The 16,125-nt window shown below is 63.0% G+C and carries 19 protein-coding genes; 14 read left to right on the top strand and 5 right to left on the bottom strand.

Annotated features, from left to right (window positions below):
* Nucleotides 1–116 precede the first annotated feature (116 nt).
* Entirely contained in the window at nt 117–770 is a 654-nt protein-coding gene (trhA, locus tag ACSQ3I_RS23340) for a PAQR family membrane homeostasis protein TrhA (RefSeq protein WP_436002883.1), read from the top strand.
* On the opposite strand, the gene ACSQ3I_RS23335 is transcribed toward trhA, so the two are convergent.
* Both ACSQ3I_RS23335 and msrB read right to left on the bottom strand, forming a co-directional pair.
* Nucleotides 771–1,283 (bottom strand): hypothetical protein, encoded by a 513-nt coding sequence (locus ACSQ3I_RS23335; protein ID WP_436002881.1) that lies wholly within the window; start codon nt 1,281–1,283, stop codon nt 771–773.
* Between the two features lie 210 nt (nt 1,284–1,493).
* On the bottom strand, nt 1,494–1,901 hold the full coding sequence (msrB, locus tag ACSQ3I_RS23330; RefSeq protein ID WP_436002879.1) for a peptide-methionine (R)-S-oxide reductase MsrB: 408 nt from the start codon (nt 1,899–1,901) through the stop codon (nt 1,494–1,496).
* Between the two features lie 274 nt (nt 1,902–2,175).
* Here msrB and ACSQ3I_RS23325 point away from each other — a divergent pair, with 274 nt between their 5' ends.
* The 10 genes from ACSQ3I_RS23325 (at nt 2,176) to ACSQ3I_RS23280 (ending at nt 10,382) form a co-directional block, all read left to right on the top strand.
* Nucleotides 2,176–4,512 (top strand): putative monovalent cation/H+ antiporter subunit A, encoded by a 2,337-nt coding sequence (locus ACSQ3I_RS23325; protein WP_436002877.1) that lies wholly within the window; start codon nt 2,176–2,178, stop codon nt 4,510–4,512.
* Nucleotides 4,513–4,516: 4 nt separating this feature from the next.
* Nucleotides 4,517–4,936, top strand: a complete 420-nt coding sequence (locus ACSQ3I_RS23320; protein ID WP_436002875.1) for a Na(+)/H(+) antiporter subunit B — start codon at nt 4,517–4,519, stop codon at nt 4,934–4,936.
* Nucleotides 4,936–5,313, top strand: a complete 378-nt coding sequence (locus ACSQ3I_RS23315; protein WP_436002873.1) for a Na+/H+ antiporter subunit C — start codon at nt 4,936–4,938, stop codon at nt 5,311–5,313. The genes ACSQ3I_RS23320 and ACSQ3I_RS23315 overlap by 1 nt, the downstream gene beginning before the upstream one ends.
* Before the next feature lie 3 nt (nt 5,314–5,316).
* Nucleotides 5,317–6,870 carry a Na+/H+ antiporter subunit D gene (locus ACSQ3I_RS23310; RefSeq protein WP_436002871.1) on the top strand — a complete coding sequence of 518 codons (1,554 nt, stop codon included), beginning with the start codon at nt 5,317–5,319 and terminating at the stop codon, nt 6,868–6,870.
* A complete protein-coding gene (locus tag ACSQ3I_RS23305) occupies nt 6,867–7,340 on the top strand; it encodes a Na+/H+ antiporter subunit E (RefSeq protein ID WP_436002870.1) in 474 nt (157 codons plus the stop codon). The genes ACSQ3I_RS23310 and ACSQ3I_RS23305 overlap by 4 nt, the downstream gene beginning before the upstream one ends.
* The gene (locus tag ACSQ3I_RS23300) at nt 7,340–7,708 is read left to right on the top strand and encodes a cation:proton antiporter (protein ID WP_436002868.1); all 369 of its coding nucleotides are present in this window, start codon (nt 7,340–7,342) and stop codon (nt 7,706–7,708) included. Before ACSQ3I_RS23305 ends, ACSQ3I_RS23300 begins: the two co-directional genes overlap by 1 nt.
* Nucleotides 7,705–8,043: a monovalent cation/H(+) antiporter subunit G gene (gene mnhG / locus ACSQ3I_RS23295; protein ID WP_436002866.1), complete on the top strand. Its 339-nt coding sequence runs from the start codon at nt 7,705–7,707 to the stop codon at nt 8,041–8,043. Before ACSQ3I_RS23300 ends, mnhG begins: the two co-directional genes overlap by 4 nt.
* A 468-nt stretch (nt 8,044–8,511) precedes the next feature.
* Nucleotides 8,512–8,940, top strand: coding sequence for a MucR family transcriptional regulator (locus ACSQ3I_RS23290; protein ID WP_436002864.1), 429 nt, complete (start codon nt 8,512–8,514; stop codon nt 8,938–8,940).
* 208 nt (nt 8,941–9,148) lie between these two features.
* Nucleotides 9,149–9,574, top strand: a complete 426-nt coding sequence (locus ACSQ3I_RS23285; RefSeq protein ID WP_436002862.1) for a helix-turn-helix domain-containing protein — start codon at nt 9,149–9,151, stop codon at nt 9,572–9,574.
* A complete protein-coding gene (locus ACSQ3I_RS23280; RefSeq protein WP_436002860.1) occupies nt 9,567–10,382 on the top strand; it encodes a DUF6456 domain-containing protein in 816 nt (271 codons plus the stop codon). Before ACSQ3I_RS23285 ends, ACSQ3I_RS23280 begins: the two co-directional genes overlap by 8 nt.
* Before the next feature lie 3 nt (nt 10,383–10,385).
* Here the strand turns inward: ACSQ3I_RS23280 and ACSQ3I_RS23275 are convergent, their stop codons facing one another.
* Nucleotides 10,386–10,805 (bottom strand): SufE family protein, encoded by a 420-nt coding sequence (locus ACSQ3I_RS23275; protein ID WP_436002858.1) that lies wholly within the window; start codon nt 10,803–10,805, stop codon nt 10,386–10,388.
* Between the two features lie 175 nt (nt 10,806–10,980).
* On the bottom strand, nt 10,981–11,400 hold the full coding sequence (locus tag ACSQ3I_RS23270) for a DUF5330 domain-containing protein (protein WP_436003037.1): 420 nt from the start codon (nt 11,398–11,400) through the stop codon (nt 10,981–10,983).
* Between the two features lie 449 nt (nt 11,401–11,849).
* On the opposite strand from ACSQ3I_RS23270, the gene ACSQ3I_RS23265 reads away from it, so the two are divergent.
* From ACSQ3I_RS23265 to ACSQ3I_RS23255, 3 genes are all read left to right on the top strand, one after another.
* Entirely contained in the window at nt 11,850–13,400 is a 1,551-nt protein-coding gene (locus tag ACSQ3I_RS23265; RefSeq protein WP_436002856.1) for a sensor histidine kinase, read from the top strand.
* Nucleotides 13,372–14,259 carry a peptidoglycan-binding domain-containing protein gene (locus tag ACSQ3I_RS23260; protein WP_436002855.1) on the top strand — a complete coding sequence of 296 codons (888 nt, stop codon included), beginning with the start codon at nt 13,372–13,374 and terminating at the stop codon, nt 14,257–14,259. The genes ACSQ3I_RS23265 and ACSQ3I_RS23260 overlap by 29 nt, the downstream gene beginning before the upstream one ends.
* Before the next feature lie 157 nt (nt 14,260–14,416).
* Nucleotides 14,417–14,770, top strand: a complete 354-nt coding sequence (locus ACSQ3I_RS23255) for a DUF1491 family protein (RefSeq protein ID WP_436002853.1) — start codon at nt 14,417–14,419, stop codon at nt 14,768–14,770.
* A 10-nt stretch (nt 14,771–14,780) separates the two neighbouring features.
* Here the strand turns inward: ACSQ3I_RS23255 and ACSQ3I_RS23250 are convergent, their stop codons facing one another.
* Complete coding sequence (locus ACSQ3I_RS23250; protein WP_436002851.1) at nt 14,781–15,866, bottom strand: DUF2336 domain-containing protein; 1,086 nt, start codon at nt 15,864–15,866, stop codon at nt 14,781–14,783.
* Nucleotides 15,867–16,125 lie beyond the last annotated feature (259 nt).

The raw sequence follows: 16,125 nt of genomic DNA, 5'->3' as shown, positions 1-16,125 counted from the left end.
CTACAACGCGGCGCCCGGCGGTTTTATTCGGCGCCTGTCTCCACTCCCTTGCCTCCACCGGCCCACCGGGTTCATGATGCTTCAGGGGGACGATGGGCAATGCCGGAGTGAAGGAAATGGCCGAGTTCTTCAACGTCAGACGCATGTATGACCGCGCCGAGATCATCGCCGACGGCATCGTCCATGGCGTCGGCATCGTCTTTGCCCTGATCGGCGCCACGGTGCTGATCTTCTACGCCACGGTCTGGAGCAGCCACGGCGAACTGGCGGCGGCATGGATCTACGGCATCGGCCTGGTGCTGGCGCTGTCGGCGTCTTTTACCTACAATATCTGGCCGGTGTCGCGGACCAAATGGCTGCTGCGCCGGATGGATCATTCCGCCATCTTCCTGCTGATCGCCGCCACCTACACGCCTTTCCTGCAGCGTGGCGCCGATGATCCGGTGGTTTTCTGGATGCTGGTGGCAATCTGGGCCTTCGCGCTGGTCGGCATCCTGCTGAAATGCGCATTTCCCGGCCGCTTCGACCGGTTGGCGATCCTGCTCTACCTTGCCATGGGCTGGAGCGGCGTCTTCATCGCTGGGCCGGTGACTGCCCGGCTGCCGGTGGCGGCGATCATCCTGATCATCATCGGCGGCTGCATCTATTCCGCCGGCGTCGTCTTCCATGTCTGGGAAAGGCTGCGGTTCCAGAATGCCATCTGGCACGGTTTCGTCGTCGCCGCTGCGGCGGTGCATTATTCCGCGGTGATGACCTGCTTCAGCCTGTGATCATTGCTGCGAAGGTGGCGGGGCGAGGTTGCCGGCCGCACAGCCTTCGGCCGGATGCAGGGTCTTGACCAGCTGCCTGACCAGCGGGTCGTGCTTTTTCAGCGCCGCCTTGTCGTATTCCAGCCATGCAAACCCCGCGGCTCCGTCGCAGAGCGCCACGGCCCGGACATAGAGGATGCGGCCGTCCCGCGAGCCGGAAAAGCTGGCCGAACCCGGACTGATCTTCTTGTAGGAAATCTGCCAGCCGTTCTTTTCCTGCATGTCTATCCGCTCGCGGACTTCGTCTTCCAGGCTCTTGTCGAGCAGGTTGGTGCCGAAAACGGAGAGCAAAGTCTTGCGGTCGGGAGATGCAAGGCGCATGCCGTCACCATTGGACTCGTGGATGACGATGAAATCGGGTGGCAGGTCGATGCCGAAGCCGAAACGGCTGTTGACGTAATCCGGCTGGTCGTCGGCAAGGGCCGGCGCGGCAAGGAGGACAGCGGCAACCGCCATTTTCGCAAACATCGTCATCTTCATTTCCATGTTGTCAGGACACAAATGCATGTTGCGAAAGTTGTTTTTCTTCGAAAGCCTGCCCGCTTTCAAGGGCCTTTTCAACCTCGCGAAACGTCATCTGGGAAACGTCGGCGCCATAAGGCGGCCCCGTCTTTCCGGGTTCGGAAAAGAAGAAGCCGCGACATCCTGTCTGCGCGGCTTCTACTCGATCAGGTGATTGGCCTTCTACTCCGCCTGCATCACCATCGCATGGCCGTTCATGCAGTAACGCAGGCCGGTGGGCGGCGGGCCATCGGGGAAGACGTGGCCAAGATGGCCATCGCAGCTGGCGCAGCGGATTTCCGTGCGGATCATTCCGTGCGAACTGTCGCGCAATTCCCGCACCGCCGTCGGCGAAACCGCCTGGAAGAAGCTCGGCCAGCCGCAACCGGCGTCGAACTTGGTGTCGGAGACAAACAGCGGCGCATCGCACGCGGCGCAGTGGTAGACGCCTTTCTCGAACGTATCCCAATAGGGGCCGGAGAAGGCGCGTTCCGTGCCGTGTTCGCGCAGGATCTTGAACTGGGTCGGCGTCAGCTGCTCGCGCCATTCCGCTTCGGTCTTCTCAACTTTCGGTGTCATGGTATCCGCCATGGCTTGGTCCTCTCTTCGGCACGCCGCGCGAAATTCCGCGGCGGTTTTGCGAAAATGACATGCAAAAACAAAAAGATAGAGCGTGAGAGCGAATCGGAAGGATCGCGATGCGCTTTGTCTCGTGCCGGATAGATAGGCATTCTCCCTTAACAGGACAATATGGGCAAGGCGCGGCGCCGGTTCCGAAAATCCTTGAGACGCCGGAGCGTTTGGCCTAAATCAGATCCTTTCCGAAGGGCCGGCACGGGTCCGCACTCAAAATAATGGAGAGGCAATGACTGCCGGTGCCACCGACCTGACATTCCTTGCTCTGTCGTTGCCTTTCGTCGCAGCCTGCCTTTCCCCGGTTCTGTTTCGCCTTTTCGGCCATCGCGCCGCCTGGCTGCTGGCATTGGCGCCGGCGGCAGCATTCCTGCACCTTTCAAGTTTTATCGCCGAGGTGGCGCGCGGCGAAACGGTGACCGGCGGTTATGCCTGGGTGCCGAGCTACAATCTGTCCTTCTCCTGGTACATCGACGGGCTGGCGCTGGTCTTTGCGCTGCTGATCACCGGCATCGGCGTCCTCGTGGTGCTTTATGCCGGCGGGTATATGAAGGGGCATCCGCAGCAGGGGCGGTTCCTGTCCTTCCTCCTGATGTTCATGGGCGCCATGCTCGGCCTTGTGATGTCGGACAGTTTCCTGATGCTGTTCGTCTTCTGGGAACTGACCTCGATCACATCCTTCCTGCTGATCGGTTTCGACCACGAAAGGCCGGCGGCGCGGCGGGCGGCGCTGCAGGCGCTGCTTGTCACCGGCGGCGGCGGTCTGTTCCTGCTGGCCGGCCTTTTGCTGCTCTGGAACATCGCCGACGTCACCCAGATGTCGCTGCTCCTGTCTTACGGCGAGGCGGTGAAGGCCAGTCCATATTATCTGGCGGCGCTGTTGCTGGTGCTGGTCGGCGCCTTCACCAAGTCGGCGCAGTTTCCCTTCCATTTCTGGCTGCCGAACGCCATGGAGGCACCGACGCCGGTTTCCGCCTACCTGCATTCGGCAACGATGGTCAAAGCCGGCGTCTATCTGCTAATGCGGCTGCATCCGGCCATGGGCGGCACGCCGGTCTGGGAAATCCTGCTGCCCGTCTTCGGCGGCGGGACGCTGCTGACCGGGGCGCTGATGGCGCTACGCCAGACCGATCTGAAGCTGATGCTTGCCTATACCACCGTCGCCTCTCTCGGCCTCCTGGTGATGCTGGTCGGCTTTGGCTCGCCCTATGCCATCGAGGCGGCGGTGCTCTATCTGGTCGGCCATTCCTTGTTCAAGGGCGCGCTGTTCATGGTTGCCGGCGCTATCGACCACGAGACGGGCACCCGAGACCTCACCCGCCTCGGCGGCTTGCGGCGCGCCATGCCCGTCACCTTCGCGGCGGCGTTGCTGGCGGCCCTGTCGATGGCCGGCCTGCCGCCATTCTTCGGTTTTCTCGCCAAGGAGGAAATCTACCTGGCGCTCGCCGCAGGCAATCTGCGGGCGATCCTCTTCACCGCCGTTGCCGTCTGCGGCAATGCGCTGATGTTTGCCGCGGCCTTTGCCGTGGCGCTGAAACCCTTCCTCGGCAAAAGCCGGGACACGCCCCGGCATCCGCATGAAGCGCCGGCCCTGATGTGGATCGGCCCGGCGGTTCTGGCGTTTGCCGGTCTGGCCGCGGCGCTGTTGTCGACGCCGTTCCATGCCCTTGTCTCCTCGCCGATGGCGACCGCCGTCAGGGGGGAAGCGACGGTGATCACGGTCGGCCCGATCCCGCATCTTGGCCTGCCGCTCGTTCTGTCGCTGGCGACCATCGTGCTGGGGCTTGCCGCCTATCTGCTGCTCGACCGGCTGCGCCATGCACTGGCGCGGTTTTTCCAGGCGCTCGGGCCGGGACCGGACCAGGGGTTCGACGAGGTGCTCGATGTCCTCGTCAGGCTTTCGGTGCGGGTGACGCGTTTCGTCCAACCGGGACGGCTCGATATCTACCTGTCGGTCACCTTCGTGGCGGTGGCCGGGGTGCTGCTCCTGCCGTTGTTCCTGTGGGGCGAGGCGCCTTCCATGCTGGCATTCCCCTGGCCGTCGCTGCCTGAACTCGCCATGCTGCTTATTGCCGTGATCGGGCTCGTCGCCGTTCTCGTGGCCGTCGACCGGCTAACGGCGATCGTGGCGCTCGGCATCCAGGGTTTTGCCGTCGCTGTGCTGTTTCTGCTGTTCGGCGCGCCGGATCTTGCCTTTACCCAGTTCATGATCGAGACGCTGTCGGTGGTCATCCTGGCGCTGGTGATGACGCGGCTCCGGCTGCAGGCTTCCGACCGCCGGCCGACGGGGCAGCGGCTTGCCGACGGCGCCATCGCCCTCGGCTGCGGCCTCGGTCTCACGCTGTTGTTATTGAAGGCAACCGAAGGGGCGTTCGATACGGCGCTCGGCGATTTCTTCGGCGCCTATTCCAAGGTGATCGCCCACGGCGCCAATGTCGTCAACGTCATCATCGTCGATTTCCGCGGCACGGATACGCTGGGCGAAATCGCCGTTGTCCTGGCGGCCGGCATGGCGATCCTGGCGCTCATCCGCCTCGGTGTTTCGGCGCGGACGGAAAGGAGCAAGTGACTTCATGAACAGCCCGATCTTCAAGACCGTCGCACCCTTCCTGACCAGCCTGATGCTGCTTTTCTCGCTGTTCGTGCTGCTGCGCGGGCACAATGCGCCGGGGGGCGGTTTCATCGGTGGCCTCGTTGCCGTTGCCGCGCTGGCGATTTATGGCGCGGCGTCGGGTGTGGAGACGGTGCGGCGGGCGATCGTCTTCCATCCGGTGTCGGTCGCCGCTTTCGGGCTGTTTCTCTCGTGCATCGCCGGCTTCGTTTCCGCCGCTGCCGGCGTGCCGTTCATGACCGGGCTTTGGGCGACCGTGCATGTGCTCGGCAGCGAGGTGGCACTGTCCACCGTCATGCTTTTCGATCTCGGCGTCTATCTGGTCGTCGTCGGCGCGCTTCTCGCCATCGTCCTGGCGCTCGAGGAAGAGGAGGGCGTGTGATGGAGGTCTGGTTCAGCCTGCTTGCCGGGCTGTTTTTTGCTGCGGCAGTCTATCTCATCCTGTCGAAACATCTCATCCGCACGCTGCTCGGCATCGTGCTGCTCGGCAATGCCGTCAACCTGACGCTGCTGGTGGCCGGGCGGCTGACGCGGGAGGTTCCGCCGATCATTGCCGAGGGGGCCGAGCGCCTGCCGGAAACGGCCGCCAATCCGCTGCCGCAGGCGCTGATCCTGACGGCGATCGTCATTTCGTTTTCGCTCTTTGCCTTCCTGCTGGTGCTGGCCTATCGCAGCTACAAGGTGCTGGGCACCGACGACACCGACAAGATGCGGTTTGCCGAACCGGTCGACGAACCGGCGCCGCCGAAAGGGTATTGAAGCATGGCGGCATCTCCCGCAATTGATGTGTCCGCCGCACTCTCGGCCGGTCCGGCGACAGGCGCGCAGTGGCTTGTCGTGCTGCCCGCCGTCTCCTGCCTGCTGCTGTCCGCCGTGCTGGCGATGTTGTGGCGCCGGCCGCGGCTGCAGGCGCCGATCGCCGTTTCCAGCCTGGCATTTCTCGTCGTGATCGAGCTGCTGCTGCTGCGGCAGGTGCTGCAGACCGGGCCGGTGACGATGGTGATGGGCCGCTGGTTGCCGCCCTTCGGTATCGCCTTTACGGCGGATCTCACCGGCGTCCTCATGGCGCTTGCCGCCGCAATCGTCGCTTTCGTGGTCTGCCTGTTTGCGGCGGGTGAGGATGAAGCCGCCGGCCGCAACGATGGCTTCTATCCGATGCTGCTGATGCTGATGGCCGGTGTCTCCGGCGCGTTCCTCACCGGCGATATCTTCAATCTCTACGTCTGGTTCGAAGTCCTGCTGATCGCCTCCTTCGGCCTGATCGCACTCGGGCCGGAACGGGCGCAGATCGATGGTGCGCTGAAATATGCGGTGCTGAACCTCATCGCCACCACGCTTTTCCTCATCGCCGTCGGTATCCTCTATGCCGTCTTCGGCACGCTCAACATGGCCGATATCGTCATCAAGGCGCCAGCCCTGCGGGAGACGGCGCCGCTGGTGACGCTGACGGCGCTGTTCGTCCTTGCCTTCGGCATGAAGGCGGCGGCTTTCCCGGTGAATTTCTGGCTGCCGGCCGCCTATCACACGCCGCGCCCTGCGGTGGCGGCGCTGTTTGCCGGGCTTCTGACCAAGGTCGGCATCTATGCGCTGCTGCGGGTCACCGTGATGCTGTTTCCGCTCGAGCGCGAGCAGCTGGAGCCGCTGATCGCCACCGTCGCCGTCGCCACCATGCTGCTGGGGGGACTGGGGGCGCTGGCGCAGAACGACGTCCGCCGCATGCTCGGTTTCGTGGTCATTGCCGGCATCGGCACCATGCTGGCGGGACTTTCGCTCGGCGGTCCGGGCGGCATCGGCGGCGCGATGTTTTATGCGCTGCATTCCATGGTGCTGATGACGGCGCTCTATCTCGTCATCGGCGAGGCCGGGCGGATCGGCGGCGGTTTTTCGCTTGCGGCCCTCGGCGGGATCTACGGGCGGCATGCCTGGTTTGCCGGCCTTTGCCTGAGCCTGTTTTTCGCCGCATCCGGCCTGCCGCCGTTTTCCGGCTTCTGGCCCAAGGCGATGCTGGTCAAGGCGGCGCTGGATGTCGGCGCCTGGTGGTTGGCAGGCGCCATCCTGCTTTCGGGCTTCCTGCTGACCATCGCTTTCGGCCGCCTCTTCCTGCTGGCTTTTTCGCGCCCTGCGGCGCAGAGCGCGGCGCCGGTGCTGGCCTTGCGCTGGCACGCGCTTTGCCCGGTGCTGCTGCTGGCGGCGCTGGTCACCGGTTTCGGCGTCTTTCCCGAAACGCTGCTGCGCACCGTGCAGGATGCGGCGATCACGCTGGACAATCCCGAAGCCTACATCGGTTCCGTCTTTCCACAGGGGAGCGCACCATGAGACGCCTTGCCGCTTCCCTCGTGCTGGCCGCGGTCTGGGCTGTCGTCACCGGCAGCTTTTCACCCGCCAATCTGCTGCTTGGCCTGGTGCTGGCGGTGCTTTGCCTTGGCATCACCCGCCAGCACCGTGGCATCGGCAGGCCCGCGGTCCGGCCCGTGGCACTGCTGCTGCTCGGCCTCGTTTTCCTGCGGGAACTGGCGCTGTCGGCCTGGTCCGTTGCCGTCGCCGCAGTCCGGCCGCGCCTCGATATCCATCCGGCCATGGTGGCCTTTCCGCTGCGGCTTGGTCGGGATTTCGAAATCGCGCTGCTCGCAAACTGCATCACGCTGACGCCGGGGACGCTTTCGGTCGACGTGTCCGAAGACCGGCAGTTTCTCTACGTTCACGCGCTCGATTGCCGCGATCCGGAAGCACTCTGCCGCAGCATCGCCGAAACCTTCGAACGCCGGATCATGGAGGCCTTCCCCTGATGGCGCAGAGCATTCTTTCCGCGGCTATCCTGCTTGCGCTCGGCCTGTTGACGCTGGCATTGCTGCTGACGGTGATGCGGGTGGTGCGCGGCCCGACGATTGCCGACAGGGTTGTGGCGCTGGATATGCTGGTCGCCGTCGCAATCGGCCTGATCGCCGTCATCGCCGTCAAGACCGGCTTCTTTCTTTACATCGACATCGCCATTGCGCTGGGGCTTGTCGGTTTCCTGGCGACCGTGGCCTTTGCGCGCTTCATCCTGTCGCATCGCCACCGTGCTGCCGACGAAGGGGCAGGCAAGCCGGCAGCGGATACGGTCCGCCGAAGCAACGCCAGGAGAAACCGCCGGCCGGGGAGGGCGAGACGATGATTGCCGATTCGTTCGCACTGCTGTGCGCTTTCCTGCTGGTTGCCGGATCTGCCTTCGCGTTGACGGCGGCGATCGGCATCAATCGTTTCCCCGATCTTTTTACGCGCATGCATGCGGCTTCGAAAGCCGGCACGGTGGGAGCGAGCCTGCTGCTTCTCGCGGCAGGTCTTTATTCGGGGGAACTTGCGGTGCTGCTCAGGGCGATTGCCGGCATCGTCTTTCTTGTCCTGACGGCACCGGTCGCTGCTCATCTGCTGGCACGGGCGGCGCAAAGATCTGGATATCGAATCAGCACGTTATCAGTGCGCGGCGGCCGCCAAGACAACAAAAAATAAGTATAATTCCGGTTTCCGCCGCCGCCCGGTTCTGGAAGAATTGTTCTGTTTAGCTATTGCGGCAAGTTTGTGTTTTAAAACTTGATGCTTGCAACATTCTAGCAATGCTTAAAACTGAGATGGTAGATTTTGCAATTGGACTTTTCTGGAAATGATGATAATCCAAAAAAAATCGGAGTTCCGGTATTGATTTAGTTTTGTCCGCTTTCACTTATGGCCTTATCCGGGGGAAAGTCATGGATATGCAGGCGTTGGCGATGCCCAAGTGCGGTGCATATTGCGAGGACAGTTCCAAAACAGTGCCGGACGGCGAGATAGCCGACTGTCGTTGAAGCCTAGGGGTGGGTTTCGGTGCAACATCTTGTTGTGTGCACCTGGCAGGCGGCTTTTTGTTGCATATCCGAACTGATGGCGCTGCGTTTTGTGAAGAAGCGAGTGCTGGGCAAGGTTTTGAACAGGAGAATGAAAATGACAGACTCGGCTTATGACAGCAGCCCGGAATTGTTGGTGGAGCTGACCGCCGACATCGTGGCTGCCTATGTCAGCAATCATGTGGTGCCGGTCGGAGAGCTTCCGAATCTTATTTCCGACGTGCATTCCGCCTTGAGCAGCACCACGGCGCCGGCGCCTGCCGTGACCGTGGTCGAAAAACAGAAGCCCGCCGTTTCGGTCCGCAAGTCGGTCCAGGACGACCAGATCACCTGCCTCGAATGCGGCGGTTCGTTCAAGTCGCTGAAGCGGCACCTGATGACCCACCACAATCTTTCTCCCGAAGAGTATCGCGAAAAGTGGGATCTCGCCCCCGACTATCCGATGGTCGCGCCGGCCTATGCCGAAGCGCGCTCGCGACTCGCCAAGGAAATGGGTCTCGGCCAGCGCCGCAAGCGCGGTAAATGATCCGCCACGCCATGGCGTGACACAGACCGGGCCTTTGGCCCGGTTTTTTATTGTCCGGGGATGAAGTGAGGAAAAAAATCCCAAATTTTCTTTGATATTCATAAATTTTTAAACAAAAACAACGGATGGTTGTGACGCGGTGATTTCTTCCATCCCCGCATCTGCGTTAGGGTGTATGAATAAATTCCTATTTATGGGAGTTCGCCTGATGCCATACGAAAAAACGATCGATCTGACACCGCCCGGCGTCGCCGCGGAGTGCGCATCCGACGATCCGGGCCAGCCGCGGGTGTTTCGGCCGGCGGTTCTGCCGGTCCGCACCATATGCCGCATCGTGCGGCAGGTGACGGCGGAAATGCTGATGCTGGCCTCCGACCGGGTGCAGATGCGCCGCGACCGGCGTCGCGCCCATTGCCACATCCGGCAGATTGCCATGTATGTCTGCCATGTATCGCTTGGCATCTCGCTCAGCGACATCGGGCAGGCGTTCGGCCGCGACAGGACGACGGTCAGCCATGCCTGCGCCGTGGTCGAGGACAGGCGCGACGATCCGGGCTTCGATGATTTCGTCGCCGCCCTCGAGCGTATTTCCACTTCTGTATTCACCCAGTCCGGAGCGATCGTCCATGAGTGATGTGCTGCCTCATGTCGCGGAACGGAAAGATCTCGTCCGTCTGCTGCGTTTCCTTGGCCGTCAGCGGGCGGATCTGGTGGTGGCGAGTGCCGCCGCCGCCGAAGTTCTGCTCCGGCGGGAAGACGGTGCCGCGCGTGCCTTCGGCGGCGACCTGCTGCGGCAGGCGGCAGCGCTCGGGCTCGTCCGCCGGCAAGGGCTACGGGTCGCAGCCACCGACGATGCCCGGACGTTCCTGCGGCGGTCGATGGCCGAGGGCGAAGAGGTGTTCCAGGAGCAGCACCGTGACGTCTCCGTCTCGACAACCGAGGTGGAGGGCGTGCGCCAGCCGGTGCGGATCAACCATGCGGAATCGCCGCTCGGCCTGCTGGCGCGCCTGAAAGGCCGGCAGGGTGAGGCCTTCCTGCCGGCGGAAGCCGTGAGTGCCGGCGAACGCCTGCATGCCGATTTTACCCGCGGACAGTTGCAGCCACGGATGACCGCCTCGTGGGAACCACGGCTGGCGAGCCGTAGCCGGGGGGATCGTGGCGGTGCGGCGGAACTGGGTGACAGCGCGCTGGCGGCGCGCGAGCGCGTCGCCCGCGCCGTCGAGGCCATGGGGCCGGAACTTTCCGGCGTGGCGCTGGATGCCTGCTGCTTTTCCAAGGGGCTGGAACTGATCGAGCGCGAACGGCAATGGCCGGCCCGTTCGGCCAAGCTCATGTTGCGCACGGCACTGCTGGCGCTGGCCCGTCACTACCAGCCGCCGAGGCGCAAAAAACATACCGGCATCGGGCATTGGGGGGCGGAGGATTATCGTCCCGAACTGTAAGTCTCAGGCGGCCCGGATGCGGGCTTCCTCGCGGATGCGGTTGACCATCGATCGCAGGCCGTTGGCGCGCTGCGAGGAGAGGTGCTCCACCAGGCCGATCTTGTTGAAGACGTCGATCGCATCGAGCTTGGCGATCTCGGAGGCATGTTTGCCGGAATAGGTGGCGAGCACGATCGCCACCAGGCCACGGACGATATGAGCATCCGAATCGCCTTCGAAGGTCAGCACCGGATCGCTGCCGCCATCTTCGGCATGGGTGACGAGCCAGACCTGGCTGGCGCAGCCCTGCACCTTGTTGGTCGCCGTACGCTTGTCTTCCGGCAGGTCCGGAAGCGCTTTGCCGAGTTCGATGACATAGCGGTAGCGGTCTTCCCAGTCGTCCAGAAAAGCGAAGTCGTCAATGATCTGGTCGAGCTGGGTCATCTGCGGTTCCGTTCGTGGCATCTCGCACCGCATATAAGGGATGAGCCGCAAGAAATGAAGTTTTGAATGAATCAAAAAAATGCGCCGCGGGGAAGGGACAGGACCCACGCGGCGCACAGTCAGGACAGTTTCGGTCGCTTCGAACAAGTCGGCCGGACCGGCGGCAAAGCTTCAATCAGGTATGCGGCGGCTTCTTCTTCGGCAGCGGGATGACGGTTCCGGTCAGCACGTCGTCGTCGATGGTCGGCATCGCCTGTTCCGGCTCGGCTGCCTCCTGGATGTCGGTGGCAAGCGCCGCCGTCTTCTCGGTGCCGTCGTCACGGAAGCGGTTGTCGAGGAATTCATAAGCGATACGGGCGCCTTCGCGGGCCCGGTAACCGAGGGCGGTGAAGGTTTCCGAACCCTTCTCGCAGACCTCGGGTTTTTCGGTGCACAAGGCACTGACATATTCATAGGCGCCGCTTGCCGCGGACAGGGCGTCGGTTATTTCCACCTGGGGCGCGCCCTCCAGCTTCGTCGCCGTCTCCTTGTCGAAGATCGGCAGGAGCACGAGCACCAGCGAGAACCAGAACGTCCCTTTGATCGCAAACCACATCATATCGTTTTCCCTGCCTGTCCCCGGTCTTGGTGCCGGATTGTTCCTGGGCGATTTCTTGATCTCGACATTAGGGACGGGATGACAAAATCGCTTTGCAAAAGCCATTCGGGTTTTCGCAAAATTTGTCTCAAATCCCATCTTTTCCATTTTGAACCGTATTTGAGCGGCATTTTAATGGCTGCCGTTAAACATCTGGGCAGCCGCCTCCAGCAAACGCCTAGGTTTGCAGCGGCAATAGCTGCCACAATCGTTAACGCGGAAGGTAAAAATCCAAAAAACTCTTTGCTTACCGTGCGTTAACCACGAAAGACAAAGGGCATCCGCAATGTCCGAAAACGGGATTTTCGCCGGTTTTCGGCCGGTTCCCAGCCTTTTGCTTTATCCTTTCCTTAAGTGCAGGAAGCCTATTGTCGGGGCCGTTGAGAGACCCTTTTCAAGGTTTTGGTGTGCAGGTTTTCAGGAAGATCGTGGATGGTGCGACAGCACTTTTGGACCGGGCGGCGGCAAGCTGGCTGGCCCGGACGGGCGATGGGCACGACGTGCCGGCGCACGAGATCGCCATCCTGCGCCGGCTTGCGCTGACCTCCTCCGCCGCGCTGTTCGCTGTGCCGGTGGCGCTGTCGGCGGTGGCGAGCCCCGCCGTCGCCCTGCCGGTCGGCGTCACGCTCGTGGCTGCCGGCTTCCTGTTTTCCTCCGTCGGTTCCATTGCCCTGTCGCGGCTGCGGCAGACGGCGCGCCCGGAGATTGCCGCTCCGGCGCCGGATGGCGCCCTGCTGGATGCCTGCGCCGGCCTCATTCTCTTTATCGACCCTTACGGCGGCGTCACGGGCCTTGCCGGCCGCGACCGCAAAACCTTCCTGTCCTGGATGCGCGATCCGGCCGGGCGCGGTTTCTTCGATCAGCTGCATGTCTCCGACCGGCTGCACTTCATGCAGGCGCTCGATTGCCTGCGGCAGGGCGAGGAGGCGATCTCCGTCGACCTGCGCATCGACCGCCCGACGGTGGTGCCGGCCAGCGATCAGTTCATCCATGTCCGGTTGGATTTGACCGCCGTTCGCTCCGCCGATGGCACGCTGAGTTCTGTGTTCTGCCAAATGCAGGATATCTCGCTGCAGCAGTCCCTGAAGGCTGAAGCGGTCCGCAAGGCGGCGGAGGCCGAATCGGCCAATGACGCCAAGACGCGGTTCCTCGCCGCCGTCAGCCACGAGCTGCGCACGCCGCTCAACGCCATCCTCGGCTTTTCCGATATCCTCACCGGCGAATATTTCGGCAAGCTGGAAAACGATCGGCAGCGCGAATATGTGCGGCTGATCCGTCAGTCCGGGGCGCACCTGCTTTCGGTGGTCAACACCATGCTCGACATGAGCAAGATCGAGGCCGGCCGCTACGAGCTGATGATGGAACCCTTCGTCATCGGCGAGTCGATCCGCACCTGCGAAGAGATGCTGGCCCTGCAGGCGCGTGAAAAAGGCCTGACGCTGACGAGCCGGGTGCAGCGCGGCATTGGCGAGGTCATCGCCGACCAGCGGGCCATCCAGCAGATTCTTATCAACCTGGTCGGCAACGCCATCAAGTTTACCGACGAGGGTGGTGTCGTCACCGTCGATGCGGCCTCGAACGGTTTCGAGCTGGTGCTGACGGTCAGCGACACCGGCATCGGCATTGCGGAAAACAAGCTTGCAACGCTCGGCCAGCCTTTCGTGCAGGTGCAGAACGACTATACCCGTCGCTACGAGGGCACCGGGCTCGGCCTGTCGCTAGTCAAGGGACTGGTGGCGCTGCACGGCGGCCGCTTTGCGATTTCCAGCCGGCCCGGCGAGGGCACGGTGATCACGATTACGGTGCCGATGGATGGCTCCGGTGCCTCCAGCGCCGATGATGCGGCGGACTGGGCAAGAACGGTGGAATTCCCGCCGCGCCTGAAGGGCGCTCCGGAACCCGTCGAAGCGCAGCATGAGGATGATGTTCATGAGCAAGCGACCGCGAAAATCGCCTGAGAAGAGGAAGCCGGTGCGCCGCCCTCCGGGCGTCGCCTCGCGGGCTTTCGACGGTCTCCTGCGCCTTATTGGCCGCAATCCCGCCCTTGTTGGCGGCACGGCGGCCTTCATCGTCATCTTTTCCTTCGTCTCCGCCAATGCGCTCTGGTACCAGCATGGCGAACATCCGTCGCCGTTCTTCCGCACGCGCAATCCCGACGAGCCGAACGCCTTTTCCGGCCAGCGCAACGAACCGCGCGTCGAAACCGGCGAGGTGACCACCTTCAAGATCGAGCGTCCGGACCAGACGGAAACCGCCAGCATCGAGGATGTCATCGCCGCCTCCGGGGAGGCGGTGTCGGCGCAGCCGCCAGTCTCGACGCTGGTGCGCGACGTGCAGACGGAACTGATCGGTCGCGGCCTCTATAACGGCGCGGCTGACGGCGTCAGTGGCCCGCGGACAGCCGCCGCCATCCTGGCGTTCGAGATCCGTACCGGCCTGCCGCAGAACGGCGAAGCCACGCCCGAACTGCTGGCTGCGCTGCGGACGGCGGGTAGCGGCAATGCGGTTCTGCCGAAGGAGCGCCCTGCCGAGGACGTCGCCTCGAGCGAATCGGAAATCGATCCCGTCGCCGCCGCCATCCGCGATGCCGAGACGCAGAAGGCGAAGCCGGCGACGGCCATTGCCGATCCGGAACTGGTGATGAAGATCCAGAAGGGGCTGAGCAACCTCGCTTATGCCGACATCCGTGTCGATGGCGTCGCCGGCGCCCAGACCCGCGATGCGATCCGTCACTTCGAAAAACACTACCGTCTCCCCCAGACGGGTGAGCCCAGCCAGGCCGTTCTCAAAAAGATGAAAGAAATCGGCGCGTTGTAGCTTCCCCAAGAACGCAGCGGTTGCTGGCCGGGGCAGCCTCGACGTCGGACATCTCCCTCTCGCCGACACCGCCGCCGTATCCAGAACATGGCTTCACCATCCGCACGACATGGCTTGAACCATTGCCGACCGGCGCCGGCGGCCTTATGACAGCCGCATGCGTTTGAAATCGGATATCTTCGTCGCCGCCCTGACGCGGCGGGTTTTTGGTCTCGGTGGCTTCGCCGCCATCGAGCGTCATGGTGCTGCGGAAGCAGGCGCCATCTTCGTGCGCCAGCGGTTCCGCGACGGGCTCGAAAGCCTCTACGCCCCGGCGCCGCAATATGCCTTCGGTGAAGACGATGTGGCCGGCCGGCTGTTCGAGCGTCGGCTCGACCGGGTGGAGCCGGCAGCAGTCGAGGCGCTGCTGGCCCGTGAGAGCAAGTTCGATTCCGACCTGTGGGTGGTGGAAGTGGAAATCGACGACATCGGCGACCTGCTTCCGGTTGCCGATGAGGGCAAGGGCCGCTGAAGGATCGTTTTCAGCGGCGGCCGAAGGTGCGCAAATCCCTGTCCGGGCGCAGTTGCTGGACGCCGCGGTTCTGGCTGGTTGCCGGCGACCGGTCCTCGCCAAAGCCGCGCTGGCTGTTGCCGAAGGTGTAGCTGTCGGCGCGGCGCCAGGCTTCGACACGGATATCGCATTCCGCCGGATCGAGCCCCTGCAGCAATGCCTCGGCACGCGTTGCCTCGCCGATGCGTTCGGCAAGATGCGGATAGAAACGCGTCAGGACGAGTGCGGTGTCCGTCTCATGGAGATTGAGGCTGACGAGCGTGGTGGCAAGCTGTAGCCCGGAGATATCCAGCATGATGCGTTCGGCGAGCCAGCGGCTGGCGGACAGGGAATGGGCGAGCGTCGTGGCGAAATGATCGGCCTCGCGGGTGCGGGCGAAACGCACGAGCAGGGCTTCCTGCATCTCGGTGGCGGTGCGCAGGCCGAGCCGGTCCTCTTTCGGATGCGAAAGGTGGCGGACGAGACCCTTCAATTCCTCGCGGAGGGCTTCTTCCCGGTTTGCGACAGGCGCCTGCATGGGAGCGGCCGGCTCGGCAACGATCTCCGGCGGGGCGAAGGGTGGCGCGGGCGAGACCGGCGTGGCGAGGGTGATGTCCGGCACAGCTGGCGCCTGTTCGGCAGCTTCCGTCACGCCCCTGACGGGGTAGGCCTGGCGAACGTCTACGAGGGCGTCGATGACCATCGGCGAGAGGTTTTCGCGGCGGGTGATCGCATGGGCGTGCGCTGCGCCTTGCGTGCGGGCGATGGTGATCAGGGTCTCGTCGCTGATCGACTGGGAGCAGGTGAGGAAGATCGCCGAAACGCCGATCGGCTGGCTGCCGATGAACAGGGCCACGGCCTGCGGCACCTGCGGGCATTGAGATAGAGCGGCGACGGCCTGCCGTTTCGCTTCCTCGCTGGAAGCCTTGAACAGCGGTGCAAAGAGTTCCGCGAACTGCCGCAGTTCCGATTTCGTCGGGAACTGCAGGTTTTCGAAACTCGATACTGTGGCCATCAGCACAACATCCTTTTTTCTCATGGCCACGGGACTTTCAAGTTCTCGAAACCGATCGCTCACAGGCTTACTCACTAAAACGCAAAGGATGCGCTCAAATTAGAACAAATGTCTTAGCGGCCTATTAACTATCGGTTCCTTGATTCGAGTGGCGAATAGTTGTGGTAGCGGCGGCGCAGGTCGGTTGTTTTGTGCCAAAATGATACGGCGTCGGCACTTTGACAGGTTTCGGGGGGCAAAACGGGGCTGCGATGTGGCATCAGCGCCACGAAAGCCACGTCTACTAGTTTGTATTAGTAACTGTTGTTATTCGGATTAAGGC

This window comes from Rhizobium sp. LjRoot30, from assembly GCF_964253915.1.
Lineage (GTDB): Bacteria > Pseudomonadota > Alphaproteobacteria > Rhizobiales > Rhizobiaceae > Metarhizobium.
The sequence above is the reverse complement of the archived record's forward strand: the minus strand, read 5'-3'. Positions and strand labels throughout refer to the sequence as shown.